The sequence below is a fragment of the Pantoea sp. R102 genome (genome assembly GCF_004916815.1).
Lineage (GTDB): Bacteria > Pseudomonadota > Gammaproteobacteria > Enterobacterales > Enterobacteriaceae > Pantoea > Pantoea dispersa.
This window is the reverse complement of the sequence record NZ_SDFT01000050.1, coordinates 1-20,033: the sequence shown is the minus strand read 5'-3', so window position 1 is coordinate 20,033 and position 20,033 is coordinate 1. Positions and strand designations below refer to the sequence as shown.

The window sequence follows — 20,033 nt, the reverse complement described above, 5'->3', positions numbered from 1 at the left end:
TGGGCGACCAGAAAGTGCTGGAGCAGATCGAAAAGCAGCTGCATAAGCTGGTGGACGTGTTGCGCGTCAGCGAACTGGGGCAGGGCGCTTACGTCGAGCGTGAAATCATGCTGGTGAAGATTCAGGCCAGCGGGTACGGTCGTGAAGAGGTAAAACGCAGCGCGGAAATTTTCCGTGGGCAGATCATCGATGTGACACCGACGCTGTACACGGTTCAGCTGGCCGGCACCAGCGATAAACTCGACGCGTTCCTCAACACCGTGCGCGAAGTGGCGGAAATCGTTGAAGTGGCGCGTTCCGGCATCGTCGGGGTATCACGCGGCGATCGCGTAATGCGTTAATACCGCAAAGTTATCATCGGTTTTCAAGCTAACCCGGCGGAATGCCGGGTTTTTTTATTTTATACGCTTCGGCCGCTTGTGCATGAAAAGCGGTTGCTCAGCGTACTGTTCTGCGGTTAGATGTTACAAATGTTTTACCCTTAGCTACTCTGCGGACATTTTCGCCAGCCCTGGCTTATCAGAATTAAGGTGTCATCGTGAAACTGGATGAAATTGCGCGCCTGGCGGGCGTGTCGCGCACCACGGCGAGCTATGTCATCAATGGCAAAGCGCGGCAGTATCGTGTCAGCGACAAAACCGTTGAGAAAGTCATGGCGGTGGTGCGTGAGTACAACTATCACCCCAACGCGGTGGCTGCGGGCCTGCGCGCCGGACGCACCCGTTCGATTGGTCTGGTGATCCCCGATCTGGAAAACACCAGTTATACCCGCATCGCCAACTATCTCGAACGCCAGGCGCGTCAGCGCGGCTATCAGCTGCTGATTGCCTGTTCCGAAGATCAGCCGGATAACGAAATGCGCTGCATTGAGCATCTGCTGCAGCGTCAGGTGGATGCGATCATCGTTTCCACGTCGCTGCCGCCGGAACATCCGTTCTATCAGCGCTGGGTCAACGATCCGCTGCCGATTATCGCGCTGGACCGTGCGCTGGATCGTGAACACTTCACCAGCGTGGTCGGTGCCGATCAGGATGACGCGCAGGCGCTGGCGGCTGAATTGCGTCAGCTGCCGGTGAAAAACGTGCTGTTTCTCGGCGCGCTGCCGGAGCTGTCGGTCAGCTTCCTGCGTGAAATGGGGTTCCGCGAGGCGTGGCAGGGCGATGAGCGCCCGATCGATTTCATCTATTGCAACAGCTTTGACCGCGCCGCTGCGGCGACGCTGTTTGAAAAATACCTTGAAGACCACGCGATGCCCGAAGCGCTGTTTACCACCTCGTTTGGCCTGTTGCAGGGGGTGATGGACGTGACGCTGAAGCGTGACGGCCGCTTGCCAACTGACCTGGCTATTGCAACTTTCGGCGACCACGAATTATTAGACTTTCTTGAGTGCCCGGTGCTGGCGGTAGGGCAGCGCCATCGCGATGTTGCTGAGCGTGTGCTGGAGCTGGTGCTGGCTTCGCTGGATGAGCCACGCAAACCGAAGCCAGGTTTAACCCGTATTCGCCGTAATTTATTCCGCCGCGGACAATTAAGTCGTCGCGCTAAATGAAGCGTCGGGCGAGACGTCGCCCGCGCTAATTTCTCTCATCCCTATTTAACCAGACGCACACGGGCGTAAAAAAGCGTAAATTATCATCGCCCCGGCTAACGAATTATCGGCGCTGGATTTTCTTATTTGTTTACATCTTCAGCAATCGCGCATAGCAGAGCTGACGCGATGGTGCTGGGCTTCCTTTCAGAAATCCCCTAAAATGCCGCCGCCGTCGCAGATTGGGGCAGAATAATCGCAGCGGTAAAATTGCGCTAATTTTCACCGATAAATCTGACGCAAATTTTTTTTATACTGTTATTCATCAGGTTAATTTTAAATTGACCATTCATTCTCCTCTTATTCTTCTCTCCGGTTAATTTCATTCGGTGTAAAGAGTGATATTCACTTGCCGTTGCGGCTTGACAAGGATTTCATCGGCTCCGTAAACTCGTTTCGTGGTAAAAAGTGGGATAAAGTGGTGAAAACGGGTAACTGAGGGGTAGGGCTGGCATGTTCCGTGGAGCAACGTTAGTCAATCTCGACAGCAAAGGGCGCCTGGCGGTGCCGACGCGTTATCGCGAATTGCTGCTCGCAGAGTCTCAGGGTCAAATGGTTTGCACCATTGACCTCCATCAGCCCTGCCTGCTGCTTTATACCCTGCCCGAATGGGAAATTATTGAGAAAAAACTGGCCCGGTTATCCAGTATGAATCCGAACGAGCGTCGCGTGCAGCGTCTGCTGTTAGGTCATGCCAGCGAGTGCCAGATGGATAATGCAGGCCGTTTACTGCTGGCGAATACGTTGCGCCAGCATGCGAGCCTGACCAAAGAAGTGATGCTGGTTGGACAGTTCAACAAGTTTGAGCTGTGGGATGAACAGACCTGGTATCAACAAGTTAAGGACGATATTGACGCAGAACAGTCAGCTCAGGAGCCTTTATCTGAGCGGTTGCAGGACTTGTCGCTATAGCTATGCAGGAAAATTTTAAACACACCACGGTGCTGCTGGATGAGGCGGTTAACGGCCTTAATATCAGGGAAGACGGCATTTATATTGACGGCACCTTTGGTCGCGGCGGTCACTCACGCCTGATCCTGTCGCGGCTTGGCGCGCACGGACAGTTACTGGCGATCGATCGCGATCCGCAAGCCATAGCCGCAGCCGCTGAGATAAAAGATCCACGTTTCTCGATTGTGCACGGGCCGTTTTCAGCGCTGGCTGAGTATGTCGAAGAGCGCGGGCTGACCGGCAAAATCGACGGCGTACTGCTGGATTTGGGCGTCTCTTCGCCTCAGCTGGATGACGCCGAGCGCGGTTTCTCCTTTATGCGCGACGGGCCGCTGGATATGCGTATGGATCCGACGCGCGGTCAGTCGGCAGCCGAGTGGTTGCAGAGCGCGGAAGAGGCAGACATTGCGTTTGTGCTGAAAACCTACGGTGAAGAGCGCTTCGCAAAACGCATCGCCCGCGCCATTGTCGAGCGCAACCGGGAACAGCCGATGACGCGCACCAAAGAGCTGGCCGATCTGATTGCGGCGGCAACGCCGGTAAAAGATAAGTTTAAGCATCCGGCGACGCGCAGCTTCCAGGCGATACGCATCTGGATCAACAGTGAGCTGGAAGAGATCGATATCGCGCTGAAAGGGGCATTAACGGTGCTGGCACCGGGCGGGCGTTTATCCATCATCAGCTTCCACTCGCTGGAGGATCGGCTGGTGAAGCGCTTTATGCGTGACCAGAGCCGCGGACCGCAGGTGCCGGCCGGGATTCCGATGACCGAGAGCCAGCTGAAAGCGCTGGGCGGACGTGAACTGAAAACCCTCGGCAAGCTGATTCCTGGCGAAGCCGAAGTCAAAGAGAACCCGCGCGCGCGCAGTTCGGTCCTGCGTATCGCTGAGAGAACCGCATCGTGATTGGCAATGAGCGTCACAGCCTGCCCGGCGTCATTGGTGGCGATCTGCTGCGTTTTGGCAAGATCCCGCTGCTGCTGCTGATCGCCGTGCTGGTTTCGTCGGTGCTGGTGGTGACCACCACGCATAAGACCCGTCTGCTGACGGCGCAGCGTGAGCAGCTGGTACTGGAGCGTGATGCGCTGGATATCGAATGGCGCAACCTGATCCTCGAAGAGAATGCGCTGGGCGATCACAGCCGGGTAGAACGGATTGCAACCGATAAGCTGCAGTTGCAGCATGTTGATCCTTCACAGGAAAATATTGTGGTGCAGAAATAAGGAATCGCAGACCTCAATGAGCGGCGCAGGCAAAACGCTGAAGTCAAGAAAACAGGAAGATAAGGCCAGCTTTGTAAGCTGGCGTTTTGCGTTGCTGTGCGGCTGTATTCTTCTGGCGCTGGGCGGATTGCTGTCGCGCGTGGCGTGGCTGCAGGTGATCAGCCCGGATAAGCTGGTGAAGGAAGGCGATTTACGTTCGCTGCGCGTGCAGGAAGTGCCTACCGCGCGCGGCATGATCAGCGATCGCGCCGGACGGCCGCTGGCGGTAAGCGTGCCGGTTAACGCCATCTGGGCCGATCCCAAAGAGCTAACCGAGCACGGCGGCGTCACCGTTGATAGCCGCTGGAAAGCGCTGTCGGATGCGCTGTCGATCCCGCTGGATCAGCTGGCGGCGCGCGTCAACGCCAATCCAAAAGGGCGCTTTATTTACCTCGCCCGTCAGGTTAACCCGGCGATTGGCGAATACGTGAAAAAGCTCAAGCTGCCCGGTATTTACCTGCGTCAGGAGTCGCGCCGCTACTATCCGGCCGGCCAGGTCACTGCCCACCTGATCGGCTTCACCAACATTGACGGCCAGGGCATTGAAGGCATCGAGAAGAGCTTTGATAAATGGCTGACCGGCGAGCCGGGCGAACGTACCGTGCGCAAAGACCGCTACGGGCGGGTGATTGAAGATATCTCCTCGGTCGATAGCCGCGCCGCGCACAACCTGACGCTGAGCATCGACGAGCGCCTGCAGGCGCTGGTGTACCGCGAACTGAACAATGCTGTTGCCTTCAACAAAGCCGAATCGGGCACTGCGGTGCTGGTGGACGTGAACACCGGCGAAGTGCTGGCGATGGCCAACAGCCCGGCTTACAACCCCAATAATCTTAGCAACACGCCGAAAGACGTCATGCGTAACCGCGCTATTACCGACATCTTCGAGCCAGGTTCCACCGTGAAGCCAATGGTGGTGATGACCGCACTGCAGCGCGGCGTGGTGAAAGAGAACAGCGTTCTGAACACCGTGCCGTATCGCGTCAATGGTCATGAGATCAAAGACGTGGCGCGCTATAACGAATTGACCCTTACCGGGGTTCTGCAGAAGTCGAGTAACGTCGGGGTTTCGCGCCTCGCGTTAGCGATGCCCTCCTCAGCGCTGGTAGAAACTTACGCGCGCTTTGGCCTGGGTAAACCGACCAATTTGGGGCTGGTCGGGGAAAGTAGTGGCTTATACCCTCAAAAACAACGGTGGTCTGACATAGAGAGGGCCACCTTCTCTTTCGGCTATGGGCTAATGGTAACGCCGTTACAGTTAGCGCGAGTCTACGCAACCATTGGCAGCTACGGCATCAACCGCCCGCTGTCGATTACCAAAGTTGACCCGCCGGTGGCGGGCGAGCGCGTTTTCCCGGAAGACCTGGTGAAAACCGTGATGCACATGATGGAAAGCGTGGCGCTGCCGGGTGGTGGTGGCGTTAAAGCCGCCATCAAGGGCTATCGCATCGCGATCAAAACCGGTACCGCGAAAAAAGTCGGGCCGGACGGACGCTACGTCAATAAATACATTGCTTACACCGCGGGCGTTGCGCCTGCCAGTCGCCCGCGTTTTGCGCTGGTGGTGGTGATCAACGATCCCCAGGCCGGTAAATATTATGGTGGTGCGGTTTCTGCACCGGTGTTTGGCGCCATCATGGGCGGTGTGCTGCGCACCATGAACATTGAACCGGATGCGCTGCCAACGGTGGATAAAAACGAGTTGGTGAAGAATAAGAGAAGTGAGGAATCAAGTGACAGATCGTAACCTGCGCGACTTGCTGGCCCCGTGGGTGCCTGGCGCGCCGGCGCGTCCACTCCGTGACATGACACTGGACAGCCGCGCTGCGGCTGCTGGCGATCTGTTTATCGCCGTGGCGGGCCATCATGCTGATGGACGTCGATTTATTCCACAGGCCATCGCCCAGGGTGTGGCGGCGGTCATTGCCGAGGCTGAAGGCGAAGCCAGCGATGGGGATATCCGCGAGATGCACGGCGTCCCGGTTATCTATCTGGCTCAGCTGCCGCAGCGCCTTTCCGCGCTGGCCGGGCGTTTCTACCAGCAGCCGGCTGAAAAATTAAAGCTGATTGGTGTGACCGGCACTAACGGTAAAACCACCACCACGCAGCTGATTGCGCATTGGGCCAACCTGCTGGGCGAAACCGGTGCGGTGATGGGCACGGTGGGCAATGGCCTGTACGGTCAGCTGGTGCCGAGTGAAAACACCACCGGTTCAGCGGTGGATGTACAGCATATTCTGCACGACCTGGTCGGGCAGGGGGCTAGCGTCGCCGCGATGGAGGTTTCTTCGCACGGTCTGGTGCAGCATCGCGTGGCCGCGCTGCCGTTTGCCGCCGCGGTATTTACCAATCTGAGCCGCGATCACCTTGATTATCACGGTGACATGCAGGGCTACGAATCAGCCAAGTGGCTGCTGTTCTCTGAGCATCAGGTAGGCGAGGCCATCATCAACGCTGATGATGAAGTGGGCCGCCGCTGGCTGGAAAAATTACCGGATGCCGTGGCCGTTACGCTGAGCAACAATCTGCAGCCCGGCTGTCGTGGCCGCTGGCTGCAGGCGACGGCGATCGATTATCACGACGGCGGCGCACACGTGCAGTTCAGTTCAAGCTGGGGCAACGGCGAGTTTGACAGCCGCCTGATGGGCGCCTTTAACGTCAGCAATCTGCTGCTGGCGCTGGCGACACTGCTGACGCTGGATTATCCGCTCGACACGCTGGTGGCCAGTGCCAGCCAGCTGCAGCCGGTGTGCGGGCGTATGGAAGTGTTCACCGCCGCGCACAAGCCGACGGTAGTGGTGGATTACGCACATACGCCAGACGCGCTGGAAAAAGCGCTGGAGGCGGCCCGGCTGCACTGCAAGGGCCAGCTGTGGTGCGTATTTGGCTGCGGTGGCGACCGTGACAAAGGCAAACGCCCGCTGATGGGCGCGATTGCCGAACAGTTTGCCGATATCGTGGTGATCACCGATGACAATCCGCGGAGCGAAGAGCCGACGGCGATTGTTAACGACATTCTCACCGGCCTGCTCGATCCGGGCCGGGCACGCGTTATTGCAGGACGAGCGCAGGCGGTTACCCATGCGGTGATGCAGGCCAGCGCCGACGACATCGTGCTGGTGGCCGGTAAAGGCCATGAAGATTATCAAATCATCGGCAACCGCCGCCTTGACTACTCTGACCGCGACACCGTCGCCCGTTTGCTGGGGGTAATGGCATGATTCCGGTTACGCTGAAAACCCTGGCAGAGATTAGCGGTGGGCAACTGCACGGCAGCGATCTCACTATTGCTGATGTCACCACGGATACCCGTAAAGTTACCCCAGGCAGCCTGTTTGTCGCGCTGGTGGGCGAACGTTTTGATGCGCACGATTTTGCCGCCGACGCTATCGCCAGTGGCGCACAGGCGCTGCTGGTGAATCGTCGTTTAGCGGTCGACGTGCCGCAGGTGGTGGTCGCTGACACGCGTATCGCCTTTGGTCAGCTCGGCGCCTGGGTGCGTCAGCAGGCGAAAGCGCGCGTGGTGGGGCTGACCGGCTCCTCCGGTAAAACCTCCGTGAAAGAGATGACCGCGGCGATTCTGCGCCAGTGCGGTGAAACGCTGTATACCGCCGGCAATCTCAACAACGATTACGGCGTGCCGATGACGCTGCTGCGTCTTACCCCGCAACACGCGTATGCCGTGATTGAAATGGGCGCGAACCATCAGGGTGAAATCGCCTACACCACCAATCTGGTGCGTCCGGAAACCGCGCTGGTCAACAATCTGGCGGCGGCGCATCTGGAAGGCTTCGGTTCACTGGCGGGCGTGGCAAAAGCCAAAGGCGAAATCTTTGGCGGCTTACCGGTGCACGGCACTGCAATCATCAACGCTGACAGCAACGATCTGCCCAACTGGCAGCCGCAGTTTGCTGACAAAACCCTGTGGCGCTTTTCGCCGCAGCCGATGGCAGACGCGGAGTTCCGCGCCAGCGATATCGTACTGCGCGCTGACGCCACGCTGTTTACCCTGCACACGCCGCGCGGCGACATCGCCGTCGAGCTGCCGCTGCCGGGCCGGCACAATATCGCTAATGCGCTGGCTGCTGCCGCGCTGGCGCTGTCGGTTGACGCGCCGTTAACCGCTATCCAGTCTGGCCTTAAAACCTTACAGCCCGTTCCTGGGCGCCTGTTCCCGATTCGCCTCGCCGGTAATCAGCTGCTGCTGGATGACAGCTACAACGCTAACGTTGGCTCGATGACCGCCGCTGCGCAGGTGCTGGGCGATATGCCGGGCTTCCGCGTCATGGTGGTCGGCGACATGGGCGAGCTGGGCGACGAAGCCGAAGCCTGTCATCGTCAGGTGGGCGAAGCGGCGAAAGCCGCCGGTATTGATTGTGTGCTGAGCACCGGCAGCTTCAGCCATTTGATTAGTGAAAGCAGCGGCCGGGGCGAACATTTCGCCAGTAAAGCTGAACTGACTGAACGTTTACGCACGCTGCTGTCCCTACATGCGGACATCACTATTTTGGTTAAAGGTTCACGTAGTGCCGCCATGGAGCAGGTAATACAGAGCTTACAGGAGAAAGGAACATGCTAGTCTGGCTGGCCGAACATCTGGTCGCATTTTATTCCGGCTTTAACGTCTTTTCCTATCTGACGTTTCGCGCCATTGTCAGCCTGCTGACCGCTCTGTTCATCTCTTTATGGATGGGCCCGCGCCTGATCGCCTGGCTGCAGAAACTGCAGATTGGCCAGGTGGTACGTAACGATGGTCCGGAGTCGCACTTCAGCAAGCGCGGCACGCCGACCATGGGCGGCATAATGATTCTGACTTCCATCACGGTTTCGGTGCTGATGTGGGCTTATCCGTCCAATCCTTACGTCTGGTGCGTGCTGGTGGTGCTGGTCGGTTTTGGCGTAATTGGCTTTGTTGATGACTATCGCAAAGTGGTGCGTAAAGACACTAAGGGCCTGATCGCGCGCTGGAAATATTTCTGGATGTCGGTGATTTCGCTCGGCGTGGCGTTCGCGCTGTTCATCGCCGGTAAAGATACGCCTGCCACACAGCTGGTGGTGCCGTTCTTCAAAGATGTTATGCCGCAGCTCGGCCTGTTCTACGTGGTGCTGGCCTATTTTGTGATTGTCGGAACCGGTAATGCGGTAAACCTGACAGACGGTCTGGATGGTCTGGCCATCATGCCAACGGTGTTTGTCGCGGCGGGATTTGCGCTGGTGGCCTGGGCGACCGGTAACGTGAAATTTGCCGAGTATCTGCACATCCCGTATCTGCGCCACGCCGGTGAGCTGGTGATTGTCTGTACCGCGATTGTCGGGGCCGGTCTCGGCTTCCTGTGGTTCAACACCTATCCGGCGCAGGTCTTTATGGGCGACGTGGGTTCGCTGGCGCTGGGCGGCGCACTGGGCACGCTGGCAGTGCTGCTGCGTCAGGAATTTTTGCTGGTGATTATGGGCGGCGTATTTGTGGTTGAGACGCTGTCGGTGATCCTGCAGGTGGGTTCGTTCAAGCTGCGCGGTCAGCGTATTTTCCGCATGGCACCGATTCACCACCACTATGAACTGAAAGGCTGGCCGGAGCCGCGCGTGATCGTGCGCTTCTGGATTATTTCGCTGATGCTGGTGCTGATTGGCCTGGCAACGCTCAAGGTACGTTAATCATGGCTGACTATCGGGGCAGAAAAGTCGTCATCATTGGATTAGGCATTACCGGCCTGTCCTGTGTTGATTTCTTCCTCGCGCAGGGCGTGACGCCCCGCGTGATGGATACCCGTGTGTCACCGCCGGGGCTGGACAAACTGCCAGAGCAGGTGGAGCGCCACGTTGGCGGTATCAACAGCGACTGGCTGCTGGCATGCGATCTGATCATCGCCAGCCCGGGCATCGCGCTGGCGCACCCGGCGCTGAGCGAAGCGGCCGACGCCGGCATTGAAATTGTCGGCGATATCGAACTGTTCTGCCGTGAGGCGCAGGCGCCGATTGTGGCGATCACCGGTTCCAATGGCAAAAGTACCGTCACCACGCTGGTGGGCGAAATGGCGCGCGCTGCGGGCTGGCAGGTGGGCGTAGGCGGCAACATTGGGCTGCCAGCGCTGACGCTGCTTAAATCGCCGGCGCAGCTGTATGTGCTGGAGCTCTCCAGCTTCCAGCTGGAAACCACCTACAGCCTGAAAGCAGCGGCGGCAACCATCCTCAACGTCACTGAGGATCATATGGATCGCTATCCGCTCGGCATGCAGTAGTACCGCGCCGCTAAATTACGTATCTATGAAAACGCGGATATCTGCGTGGTGAATGCCGACGATGGCATGACCATGCCGGTGCGCGGCGCCGATCGCCGCTGCGTCAGCTTTGGCATCGACGTTGGCGATTATCACCTCAACCAGCAGCAGGGCAGTACCTGGCTGCGGGTGAAGGGCGAGAAAGTCCTTAATACCGACGAGATGAAGCTGGTCGGGCAGCACAATTACACCAATGCGCTGGCCGCGCTGGCGCTGGCCGATGCGGTGAAGATCCCGCGCGCTTCCAGCCTGAAAGCGTTAACCACCTACAGCGGCCTGCCGCATCGCTTCCAGCTGGTGCACGAAGCGCATGGCGTGCGCTGGATTAATGATTCGAAAGCCACCAACGTGGGCAGCACCGAAGCCGCGCTTAACGGCCTGCAGGTGAAAGGTACGCTGTGGCTGCTGCTGGGTGGCGATGGCAAAGGGGCGGACTTTACGCCGCTGGCGCGCTATCTGCAGGGCGACAACGTGAGGCTGTTCTGCTTTGGCCGCGACGGCGATGCGCTGGCCGCGCTGCGTCCGGCGGTGGCGACGCGCACCGACACGCTCGAACAGGCGATGACGCAGATTGCCGCTCAGGTGCAGGCGGGCGACCTGGTGCTGCTGTCACCGGCTTGCGCCAGCCTCGACCAGTTCCGTAATTTTGAACAGCGCGGCGATCGCTTCGCGCAACTGGCGAAGGAGCTGAGCTGATGCGTATTCCCGGAGCCAGTATCGCCAGTTTTATTTCGCTGCGCCTGCGTGATTGGGTGATGGGCGCGCGCGACAACGACGACGCGCCGGTGGTGCTGTATGACCGCACGTTGCTGTGGCTGACATTTGGCCTGGCGATTATCGGTTTTGTCATGGTCACCTCGGCGTCGATGCCGGTTGGACAGCGTCTTAACGACGATCCGTTCTACTTTGCCAAGCGTGATGCCTTTTATATCGCCCTGGCGCTGGGTATGGCGTTAGTGACGCTGCGCGTACCGATGGATTTCTGGCAGCGCTACAGCAACGCGATGCTGATGGCTTCGGTGGCGATGCTGCTGATCGTGCTGGTGGTCGGTAGCTCGGTTAACGGCGCATCGCGCTGGATCGCGCTCGGGCCGCTGCGTATTCAGCCGGCGGAGTTATCCAAGCTGTCGCTGTTCTGCTATCTCGCCAGCTATCTGGTGCGCAAAGTGGAAGAGGTGCGGAACAACTTCTGGGGCTTCTGTAAGCCGATGGGCGTGATGGTGGTGCTGGCGGTGCTGCTGCTGGCCCAGCCGGACCTCGGCACCGTGGTGGTGCTGTTTGTTACCACGCTGGCGATGCTGTTCCTGGCGGGCGCCAAACTGTGGCAGTTCCTGGCGATTATCTGCTCCGGCATTTTCGCCGTGGTGCTGCTGATTATCGCGGAACCTTACCGTATGCGCCGCGTGACCTCCTTCTGGAACCCGTGGGAAGATCCGTTCGGCAGCGGCTATCAGCTGACCCAGTCGCTGATGGCGTTTGGCCGCGGTGAGTTCTGGGGGCAGGGCCTGGGCAACTCGGTGCAGAAACTGGAGTATCTGCCGGAAGCGCATACCGACTTTATCTTCTCAATTATCGGTGAAGAGTTGGGTTATGTCGGTGTGGTTTTGGCGCTGTTGATGGTATTCTTCGTCGCTTTTCGCGCAATGTCGATTGGCCGTCGCGCGCTGGAGATCGACCAGCGTTTTTCCGGCTTCCTCGCCTGTTCCATTGGCGTGTGGTTTAGCTTCCAGGCGCTGGTTAACGTTGGTGCGGCGGCGGGTATGCTGCCGACCAAGGGCCTGACGCTGCCGCTGATCAGTTACGGTGGATCGAGTCTGATCATTATGTCGACCGCCATCGTGTTTTTATTGCGCATAGATTATGAAACACGTCTGGCAAAAGCCCAGGCGTTTACCCGAGGTGCCCGATGAGTGGTAAACGGCTGATGGTCATGGCAGGGGGTACCGGCGGACATGTGTTCCCCGGACTGGCCGTGGCGCATCATCTGATCGAACAAGGCTGGCAGGTGCGCTGGCTGGGAACCGCAGACCGGATGGAAGCCGATCTGGTGCCAAAGCATGGCATCGATATCGACTTCATCCGCATCAGCGGACTGCGCGGCAAAGGCGTAAAGGCCCTGCTGCTGGCACCGGTGCGCATCTTCAATGCGTGGCGCCAGGCGCGCCGCATCATGAAAAACTGGCAGCCGGATGTGGTGCTGGGCATGGGCGGATATGTTTCCGGTCCGGGCGGCCTTGCGGCGTGGAGTTGCGGCATCCCGGTGGTGCTGCACGAGCAGAACGGCATTGCCGGCCTGACCAATAAGTGGCTGGCGAAAATCGCCACCACAGTGATGCAGGCCTTTCCGGGCGCGTTCCCCACTGCCGAGGTGGTGGGCAACCCGGTACGTAATGATGTGCTGGCGCTGCCGCTGCCGGCGCAGCGTCTGGCACACCGCAGCGGGCCGATTCGCGTGCTGGTGATTGGCGGTAGTCAGGGCGCGCGCATCCTCAATCAGATCGTGCCGCAGGTCGCCGCCGAACTGGGTGACGCCATCACGCTGTGGCATCAGACCGGCAAAGGCGCACGGGAGACCGTGCAGCAGGCGTATCAGGCCACTGGCCAGCCGCAGCACAAGGTCACCGAGTTCATCGATGACATGGCGCAAGCCTATGCGTGGGCCGATGTGGTGGTGTGCCGCTCCGGCGCGCTGACCGTCAGTGAAGTGGCGGCGGCGGGTTTACCGGCGATTTTCGTGCCGTTCCAGCACAAAGATCGTCAGCAATACTGGAATGCGCTGCCGCTGGAAAAAGCCGGCGCGGCCAAAATTTTCGAGCAGCCGCAGTTTACTGCTGCGGCCGTCGCAGACACGCTGCGCCACTGGGATCGCGCCACGCTGCTGGCGATGGCGGAAAAAGCCCGCCAGGTGGCGATTCCTGATGCGACCGAACGGGTGGCACAAGAGGTTGCGCGCGTCGCGAAGTAAGTTAACCGGTCAGTTTGACTGGCCCGCATCTGAATGCAGGTGCAAACGGGAAAACAGGTAACAGAGACAGATGAATACACAACAATTGGCAAAACTGCGTTCTATTGTGCCCGAGATGCGTCGCGTCCGGCACATCCACTTTGTCGGCATCGGCGGTGCCGGCATGGGCGGTATTGCCGAGGTGTTGGCGAACGAAGGCTATCACATTAGCGGCTCCGATCTGGCGCCCAATCCGGTTACGCAGCATCTGGCCTCGCTGGGCGCGACCATTTACTTCAACCATCGCCCGGAAAATGTTACCGACGCCAGCGTCGTCGTGGTTTCCACCGCCGTGGCGCAGGACAACCCGGAGCTGGTGGCGGCGCGTGAGCAGCGTATCCCGGTGATCCGCCGGGCGGAGATGCTGGCTGAGCTGATGCGTTTCCGTCACGGCATCGCGATTGCCGGCACGCACGGCAAAACCACCACCACCGCGATGGTGACCAGTATTTATGCGGAAGGCGGTCTCGATCCGACGTTCGTCAATGGCGGTCTGGTCAAAGCGGCGGGTACGCACGCGCGCCTCGGCAGCAGCCGTTATCTGATTGCGGAAGCGGACGAAAGCGACGCGTCTTTCCTGCATCTGCAACCGATGGTGGCGATTGTCACTAACATCGAAGCGGATCACATGGATACCTATCAGGGCGATTTTGAGAACCTGAAGCAGACGTTTATTAACTTCCTGCACAACCTGCCGTTCTACGGGCGCGCGGTGATGTGCGTGGACGATGTGGTGATTCGCGACCTGATTCCGCGCGTGGGCCGTCAGGTCACCACCTATGGTTTCAGCGACGATGCGGATGTGCGGGTCGAAAACTACGAACAGCGCGGCGCGCAGGGCCACTTCACCCTGATTCGTCAGGACAAACCGGTGCTGCACGTGACGCTGAATGCGCCGGGTCGTCATAACGCGCTGAACGCCGCGGCAGCCGTGGCGGTTGCCAGCGAAGAGGGCATTGACGACAACGCTATTCTGGCGGCGCTGGAGAGTTTCCAGGGCACCGGTCGACGTTTCGACGTGCTGGGCGAGTTTGACACCGCTGCCGTTAACGGTAAGCCAGGCAGCGCGATGCTGGTCGACGATTATGGCCATCATCCGACCGAAGTGGATGTCACCATCAAAGCGGCGCGCGCCGGCTGGCCAGAGAAAAAGCTGGTGATGGTGTTTCAGCCGCATCGCTACACGCGCACCCGCGACCTGTTCGATGATTTCGCCAATGTGCTGTCGCAGGTGGATGTGTTACTGATGCTGGATGTCTACCCGGCGGGCGAAGCCGCCATTCCGGGCGCGGACAGTCGCTCACTGTGCCGTGCCATCCGCAATCGCGGCAAGGTCGATCCGATTCTGGTCTCCGAGCACGAAGCGCTGCCGGATGCGCTGGCGCCGCTGCTGTCTGGCGACGATCTGGTGATTGTGCAGGGCGCCGGCAACATCGGCAAAATTGCCCGCAAGCTGGCTGAGATTCAGCTGCAGCCGGCTCTGAACACGGAGGCGCGCCATGGCTGAGAAAGTCGCGGTATTGATGGGCGGTACCTCCGCCGAGCGCGAGGTGTCACTGATGTCCGGCAGCGCGGTGCTGGCGGGACTGCGCGAGATGGGCATTGATGCGCACGGTGTCGACACCCGTGACGTCTCAGTGCTGGACCTCCGGCAGCAGGGCTTTGCCAAAGCGTTTATCGCGCTGCACGGTCGCGGTGGCGAAGATGGCACGCTGCAGGCGCTGCTGGAGTTTCTGCAACTGCCCTACACCGGCAGCGGCGTTATGGCGTCGGCCATCACCATGGATAAACTGCGCAGCAAACTGCTGTGGCAGGGCAGGGGATTGCCGGCGGGCAAATTTGTCTGGCTGACGCGCCAGCAGTATGAGCAGGGGCTGGATGCTGCAGCGCAGGCGTCGATTGACGCGCTCGGACTGCCGCTGTTTGTGAAGCCAAGCTGTGAAGGTTCCAGCGTTGGCATCAGCCGCGTGAACCAGGCGGAAGCGCTGCCAGCCGCGCTGCAGGAGGCGTTTCGCCATGATGATGACGTGCTGGTGGAAGCTTTTCTCAGCGGTGCCGAATATACCGTGGGCATCGTCGGCGACGAAATTCTGCCGTCAATCAGAATTCAGACCGCCAGCGAGTTCTATGACTATGAAGCAAAATACATTTCTGACGATACTCAATACTTCTGCCCGAGCGGCCTGAGTGCGGAGAAAGAGGCGGAACTGCAGACATTAGTGCTGGCCGCGTGGCGCGCGTTAGGCTGCAGCGGCTGGGGACGGGTTGATGTGATGGTCGACGGTGACGGCAATTTCCAGCTGCTGGAAGTGAATACCTCGCCAGGCATGACCAGCCACAGCCTGGTGCCGATGGCGGCAATGCAGGCGGGATACAGCTTCCCGCAACTGGTGGCGCGCATTCTGGAGCTGGCTGACTGATATGTCTCAGGCGGCACTGCGCGTTAGAAATCGCGAACCTCAGGAGCGTGCGCGCTCCGGACGGAGCAACGGAGCACGGCTGTTTGGCATCGTGTTCCTGCTGCTGGTGATGGGCATCATGGTGGCTGGCGGCCTCGTGGTGCTGAAGTGGATGAATGATGCGTCGCGTCTGCCGCTGTCGAAGCTGGTGGTGACGGGCGAAACCCACTACACCACGCACGATGATATTCGTCAGGCGATTTTATCGCTCGGCGCGCCGGGAACGTTCATGTCGCAGAACGTGGACATTATCCAGCAGCAGATCGAGCGTTTACCGTGGATTAAACAGGTTAGCGTGCGCAAGCAGTGGCCTGATGAGCTGAAGATAAACCTGGTGGAGTTTGTCCCGGTGGCACGCTGGAATGACTCGCACATGGTGGACGCCGATGGCGTCTCCTTCAGCGTCCCGGCCAGCCACATCGGCAAAGAAACGTTGCCGATGCTGTATGGGCCGGAAGGCAGTGAGAAAGAGGTATTGGCTGGCTATCACACCATGAGTGATGTGCTGCGGGCCAGTAAGTTTACCCTGAAGGTCGCGTCGATGACGGCGCGGCGCTCGTGGCAGCTGGTGACCAGTGACGATGTGCGCATCGAACTGGGGCGCAGCGACACCATGAAGCGTCTGAACCGTTTTATTGAGCTCTATCCGGAGTTGCAGCAGCAGGGCCAGAGTCAGAACCAGCGTATCAGCTATGTTGATCTACGCTATGACTCCGGCGCCGCAGTAGGCTGGGCACCGGCACCGATTGAGCCACAGGACAGTAATCAGCAACAAAACCAGGCACAGGCTAAACCACAATGATCAAGGCAACGGACAGAAAACTGGTAGTAGGACTTGAAATCGGCACTGCGAAGGTCGCCGCCCTGGTTGGGGAAATTCTGCCCGATGGTATGGTCAACATTATTGGCGTCGGCAGCTGCCCGTCCCGCGGTATGGACAAAGGCGGCGTGAACGATCTGGAGTCGGTGGTGAAGTGCGTTCAGCGCGCCATCGACCAGGCGGAATTGATGGCAGACTGCCAGATTTCGTCGGTATACCTTGCTTTATCGGGCAAACATATTAGTTGTCAGAACGAAATCGGGATGGTTCCGATTTCCGAAGAGGAAGTCACTCAGGATGATGTGGAAAACGTGGTGCATACGGCGAAATCCGTTCGCGTGCGCGACGAACATCGTATTCTGCATGTGATTCCACAGGAATACGCCATCGATTATCAGGAAGGCATCAAAAATCCGGTTGGCCTTTCCGGCGTGCGCATGCAGGCCAAGGTGCATCTCATCACCTGCCACAACGATATGGCAAAAAATATCGTGAAAGCCGTTGAACGTTGTGGCCTGAAAGTTGACCAACTGATTTTTGCCGGACTGGCATCCAGTTTTTCGGTGCTGACCGAAGATGAACGTGAGCTGGGAGTCTGTGTTGTTGACATCGGTGGCGGTACAATGGATATCGCGGTGTACACCGGCGGCGCGCTGCGTCATACCAAAGTGATCCCCTATGCCGGGAACGTGGTGACCAGCGACATCGCCTATGCCTTTGGCACACCGCCAACCGACGCCGAAGCGATTAAAGTGCGTCACGGTTGTGCGCTGGGTTCGATTGTCGGCAAAGACGAAAACGTCGAAGTGCCGAGCGTGGGTGGACGTCCACCGCGCAGCCTGCAGCGCCAGACGCTGGCAGAAGTGATTGAGCCGCGTTACACCGAACTGCTGAATCTGGTGAACGACGAGATTCTGCAACTGCAGGAGCAACTGCGCCAGCAGGGCGTGAAGCACCATCTGGCAGCCGGTATTGTGCTGACCGGCGGTGCGGCGCAGATTGAAGGTCTGGCGGCCTGTGCACAGCGGGTGTTCCACACCCAGGTGCGCATCGGTCAGCCGCTTAACATCACCGGCCTGACGGATTATGCGCAGGAGCCGTACTACTCGACGGCGGTTGGCCTGCTGCATTACGGCAAAGAGTCACACATGAACGGTGATGCAGAAACGGAAAAACGTGCTTCAGTGGGCAATTGGTTTAAACGCATCAACAGCTGGCTGAAGAAAGAGTTTTAATTTTTTGAAAAAGGAGATCATCAGGCAATGTTTATGATCTCCAGGCGACAGGCACATAACGGAGAGAAATCATGTTTGAACCTATGGAATTAACCAATGACGCGGTGATTAAAGTCATCGGCGTCGGCGGTGGCGGTGGCAACGCCGTAGAGCACATGGTACGCGAGCGTATCGAAGGTGTGGAATTCTTCGCTGTGAATACCGACGCACAGGCGTTGCGTAAAACGGCGGTCGGCCAGACGATTCAGATCGGGACCAATATCACCAAAGGTCTCGGTGCGGGTGCTAACCCGGAAGTCGGTCGTACCTCGGCGGAAGAGGATCGCGAAGCACTGCGTTCTGCGCTGGAAGGGGCAGACATGGTGTTTATCGCCGCGGGCATGGGTGGCGGTACTGGTACCGGTGCAGCTCCTGTGGTGGCTGAAGTAGCCAAAGATTTAGGTATCCTGACGGTTGCGGTGGTGACGAAGCCCTTCAACTTCGAAGGGAAAAAACGCATGGCGTTTGCTGAGCAGGGTATCGCAGAGCTGTCCAAGCATGTTGATTCACTGATCACCATTCCTAACGACAAGCTGCTGAAAGTACTGGGCCGTGGTATCTCTCTGCTGGATGCCTTCGGTGCGGCTAACGACGTGCTGAAAGGTGCGGTGCAGGGTATCGCAGAACTGATTACCCGTCCGGGTCTGATGAACGTCGACTTCGCCGACGTGCGTACCGTGATGTCAGAAATGGGTTACGCGATGATGGGTTCTGGCGTTGCCTGTGGTGAAGACCGTGCTGAAGAAGCGGCCGAAATGGCGATCTCCAGCCCGCTGCTGGAAGATATCGATCTGTCGGGTGCGCGTGGCGTGCTGGTCAACATCACGGCGGGCTTCGACCTGCGCCTGGATGAGTTCGAAACCGTGGGTAACACCATCCGCGCCTTCGCCTCGGACAACGCGACCGTGGTTATCGGTACCTCGCTGGATCCAGAGATGAACGACGAGCTGCGCGTCACCGTGGTGGCGACCGGTATCGGCATGGACAAACGTCCGGAAATCACCCTGGTGACTAACAAGCCTGCGACTCAGCCGGTCATGGATCATCGCTACCAGCAGCACGGCATGGCGCCGCTGCCGCAGGAGCAGAAACCGGCCGCGAAAGTGGTGAATGACCAGCCAGCGTCATCCAGCAAAGAGCCTGACTATCTTGATATTCCAGCCTTCCTGCGTAAACAGGCAGACTAAGAATATCCTGAGAATTGGGATTCTCCGCTCTTTGTGCTAAAGTATTCGCCCGCCGGTAATTTATACTGGCGGTCGGATGGGTAATATTGCGAGATAATGCGATGATCAAACAAAGGACATTAAAACGTATTGTTCAGGCGACTGGCGTCGGTTTGCATACCGGCAAAAAAGTCACGCTGACTTTACGCCCTGCGTCGGCTAATACCGGGGTCATCTATCGTCGCACTGACTTGAATCCACCGGTTGATTTCCCGGCTGATGCAAAATACGTGCGCGACACCATGCTGAGTACCTGCCTGGTGAATGATGAAGGCGTGCGTATTTCGACGGTTGAACACCTGAATGCTGCATTGGCAGGTCTGGGTATCGACAACATTATTGTTGAAGTCGATGCGCCAGAAATTCCGATCATGGATGGCAGTGCCGCGCCTTTTGTTTATTTGCTGATGGATGCCGGTGTCGAAGAGCTGAACAGCGCGAAGAAATTCGTGCGCGTGAAGCAAGCGGTACGGGTAGAAGATGGCGATAAGTGGGCCGAGATCAAACCGTACAATGGTTTTTCACTCGACTTCACCATCGACTTCAAACATCCGGCGATCGACTCAAGCTCGCAGCGTTACCAGCTCAATTTTTCGGCTGAATCCTTTGTGCGTCAGATTAGCCGTGCGCGCACCTTCGGCTTTATGCGTGAAATCGAATATCTGCAGTCTAAAGGCCTGTGCCTGGGCGGTAGTTTAGATTGTGCGATTGGCCTCGATGACTTCCGCGTATTGAATGAAGATGGCCTGCGCTTTGAAGATGAGTTCGTGCGTCACAAAATGCTGGACGCCATCGGCGACCTGTTCATGTGTGGTCATAACGTGATTGGCGCATTCTCTGCGTTCAAGTCCGGCCATGCGCTGAACAACAAACTGTTGCAGGCGGTGCTGGCGAAACAGGAAGCCTGGGAATGGGCGACCTTCGAAGACGAAGCTGAACTGCCACTGGCCTTCAAAGCGCCAAATTTAGTGCTGGCTTAATTAGTCAGCCATCAAACGGCGGGCTTCCCTGACACCCTCTCCGGTCAGTGGAACCCGCCGTTTTTTATTGCCTGCCGCTGGCGCTGTAATCCCGCTCGCAAAACCCTGTTGTCAGCGACCAAACCCTGCGCAAAAAAACGTGAAATCCGCCGTAAGCCCTTTAATCCCTGATGTCGAAGCCCCACATAAGTG

17 protein-coding genes and 1 pseudogene are annotated in these 20,033 nt (G+C 58.4%); all 18 read left to right on the top strand.

From position 1 onward, the window contains the following. On the top strand, positions 1-341 hold a 341-nt coding region (gene ilvN, locus ERD80_RS07080), incomplete at its 5' end, for an acetolactate synthase small subunit (protein WP_136546341.1). A 197-nt stretch (positions 342-538) separates the two neighbouring features. Further along, the gene (gene cra / locus ERD80_RS07075; RefSeq protein WP_010615604.1) at positions 539-1,549 is read left to right on the top strand and encodes a catabolite repressor/activator; all 1,011 of its coding nucleotides are present in this window, start codon (positions 539-541) and stop codon (positions 1,547-1,549) included. Between the two features lie 492 nt (positions 1,550-2,041). Next, positions 2,042-2,500 (top strand): division/cell wall cluster transcriptional repressor MraZ, encoded by a 459-nt coding sequence (gene mraZ, locus ERD80_RS07070; RefSeq protein WP_021507569.1) that lies wholly within the window; start codon positions 2,042-2,044, stop codon positions 2,498-2,500. A gap of 2 nt (positions 2,501-2,502) precedes the next feature. Continuing rightward, positions 2,503-3,444, top strand: coding sequence for a 16S rRNA (cytosine(1402)-N(4))-methyltransferase RsmH (gene rsmH / locus ERD80_RS07065; RefSeq protein ID WP_136546339.1), 942 nt, complete (start codon positions 2,503-2,505; stop codon positions 3,442-3,444). Continuing rightward, positions 3,441-3,761 carry a cell division protein FtsL gene (gene ftsL / locus ERD80_RS07060; protein WP_021507567.1) on the top strand — a complete coding sequence of 107 codons (321 nt, stop codon included), beginning with the start codon at positions 3,441-3,443 and terminating at the stop codon, positions 3,759-3,761. The genes rsmH and ftsL overlap by 4 nt, the downstream gene beginning before the upstream one ends. A gap of 16 nt (positions 3,762-3,777) precedes the next feature. Continuing rightward, complete coding sequence (locus ERD80_RS07055) at positions 3,778-5,547, top strand: peptidoglycan glycosyltransferase FtsI (RefSeq protein WP_136546337.1); 1,770 nt, start codon at positions 3,778-3,780, stop codon at positions 5,545-5,547. Then, on the top strand, positions 5,534-7,021 hold the full coding sequence (gene murE, locus ERD80_RS07050) for a UDP-N-acetylmuramoyl-L-alanyl-D-glutamate--2,6-diaminopimelate ligase (RefSeq protein ID WP_021507565.1): 1,488 nt from the start codon (positions 5,534-5,536) through the stop codon (positions 7,019-7,021). Before ERD80_RS07055 ends, murE begins: the two co-directional genes overlap by 14 nt. Beyond that, on the top strand, positions 7,018-8,379 hold the full coding sequence (gene murF / locus ERD80_RS07045) for a UDP-N-acetylmuramoyl-tripeptide--D-alanyl-D-alanine ligase (RefSeq protein WP_021507564.1): 1,362 nt from the start codon (positions 7,018-7,020) through the stop codon (positions 8,377-8,379). Before murE ends, murF begins: the two co-directional genes overlap by 4 nt. After that, on the top strand, positions 8,373-9,455 hold the full coding sequence (mraY, locus tag ERD80_RS07040) for a phospho-N-acetylmuramoyl-pentapeptide-transferase (RefSeq protein ID WP_021507563.1): 1,083 nt from the start codon (positions 8,373-8,375) through the stop codon (positions 9,453-9,455). The genes murF and mraY overlap by 7 nt, the downstream gene beginning before the upstream one ends. A gap of 2 nt (positions 9,456-9,457) precedes the next feature. Continuing rightward, a pseudogene (murD, locus tag ERD80_RS07035) lies at positions 9,458-10,774 on the top strand (UDP-N-acetylmuramoyl-L-alanine--D-glutamate ligase). Then, complete coding sequence (gene ftsW / locus ERD80_RS07030) at positions 10,774-11,988, top strand: cell division protein FtsW (RefSeq protein WP_136546335.1); 1,215 nt, start codon at positions 10,774-10,776, stop codon at positions 11,986-11,988. Before murD ends, ftsW begins: the two are co-directional and overlap by 1 nt. After that, positions 11,985-13,043: an undecaprenyldiphospho-muramoylpentapeptide beta-N-acetylglucosaminyltransferase gene (gene murG / locus ERD80_RS07025; protein ID WP_021507560.1), complete on the top strand. Its 1,059-nt coding sequence runs from the start codon at positions 11,985-11,987 to the stop codon at positions 13,041-13,043. Before ftsW ends, murG begins: the two co-directional genes overlap by 4 nt. A gap of 70 nt (positions 13,044-13,113) precedes the next feature. After that, the gene (murC, locus tag ERD80_RS07020; RefSeq protein WP_031279704.1) at positions 13,114-14,589 is read left to right on the top strand and encodes a UDP-N-acetylmuramate--L-alanine ligase; all 1,476 of its coding nucleotides are present in this window, start codon (positions 13,114-13,116) and stop codon (positions 14,587-14,589) included. After that, complete coding sequence (locus ERD80_RS07015) at positions 14,582-15,502, top strand: D-alanine--D-alanine ligase (protein ID WP_136546333.1); 921 nt, start codon at positions 14,582-14,584, stop codon at positions 15,500-15,502. Before murC ends, ERD80_RS07015 begins: the two co-directional genes overlap by 8 nt. 1 nt (position 15,503) lies before the next feature. Next, positions 15,504-16,343 (top strand): cell division protein FtsQ, encoded by an 840-nt coding sequence (gene ftsQ / locus ERD80_RS07010; protein ID WP_058780440.1) that lies wholly within the window; start codon positions 15,504-15,506, stop codon positions 16,341-16,343. Then, positions 16,340-17,596 (top strand): cell division protein FtsA, encoded by a 1,257-nt coding sequence (ftsA, locus tag ERD80_RS07005; RefSeq protein WP_013507861.1) that lies wholly within the window; start codon positions 16,340-16,342, stop codon positions 17,594-17,596. Before ftsQ ends, ftsA begins: the two co-directional genes overlap by 4 nt. A 71-nt stretch (positions 17,597-17,667) precedes the next feature. Beyond that, entirely contained in the window at positions 17,668-18,822 is a 1,155-nt protein-coding gene (ftsZ, locus tag ERD80_RS07000; RefSeq protein WP_021507556.1) for a cell division protein FtsZ, read from the top strand. A gap of 101 nt (positions 18,823-18,923) precedes the next feature. Then, positions 18,924-19,841, top strand: coding sequence for a UDP-3-O-acyl-N-acetylglucosamine deacetylase (lpxC, locus tag ERD80_RS06995; RefSeq protein WP_127833677.1), 918 nt, complete (start codon positions 18,924-18,926; stop codon positions 19,839-19,841). The last annotated feature ends 192 nt before the right edge of the window (positions 19,842-20,033 follow it).

Excerpts from the sequence above, each read along its gene's own strand:
- mraZ (WP_021507569.1), top strand. The coding sequence starts at position 2,042 with ATGTTCCGTGGAGCAACGTTAGTCAATCTCGACAGCAAAGGGCGCCTG.
- rsmH (WP_136546339.1), top strand. The coding sequence starts at position 2,503 with ATGCAGGAAAATTTTAAACACACCACGGTGCTGCTGGATGAGGCGGTT.
- ERD80_RS07055 (WP_136546337.1), top strand. The coding sequence starts at position 3,778 with ATGAGCGGCGCAGGCAAAACGCTGAAGTCAAGAAAACAGGAAGATAAG.
- murF (WP_021507564.1), top strand. The coding sequence starts at position 7,018 with ATGATTCCGGTTACGCTGAAAACCCTGGCAGAGATTAGCGGTGGGCAA.
- mraY (WP_021507563.1), top strand. The coding sequence starts at position 8,373 with ATGCTAGTCTGGCTGGCCGAACATCTGGTCGCATTTTATTCCGGCTTT.
- ftsW (WP_136546335.1), top strand. The coding sequence starts at position 10,774 with ATGCGTATTCCCGGAGCCAGTATCGCCAGTTTTATTTCGCTGCGCCTG.
- murG (WP_021507560.1), top strand. The coding sequence starts at position 11,985 with ATGAGTGGTAAACGGCTGATGGTCATGGCAGGGGGTACCGGCGGACAT.
- murC (WP_031279704.1), top strand. The coding sequence starts at position 13,114 with ATGAATACACAACAATTGGCAAAACTGCGTTCTATTGTGCCCGAGATG.
- ERD80_RS07015 (WP_136546333.1), top strand. The coding sequence starts at position 14,582 with ATGGCTGAGAAAGTCGCGGTATTGATGGGCGGTACCTCCGCCGAGCGC.
- ftsQ (WP_058780440.1), top strand. The coding sequence starts at position 15,504 with ATGTCTCAGGCGGCACTGCGCGTTAGAAATCGCGAACCTCAGGAGCGT.
- ftsA (WP_013507861.1), top strand. The coding sequence starts at position 16,340 with ATGATCAAGGCAACGGACAGAAAACTGGTAGTAGGACTTGAAATCGGC.
- ftsZ (WP_021507556.1), top strand. The coding sequence starts at position 17,668 with ATGTTTGAACCTATGGAATTAACCAATGACGCGGTGATTAAAGTCATC.
- lpxC (WP_127833677.1), top strand. The coding sequence starts at position 18,924 with ATGATCAAACAAAGGACATTAAAACGTATTGTTCAGGCGACTGGCGTC.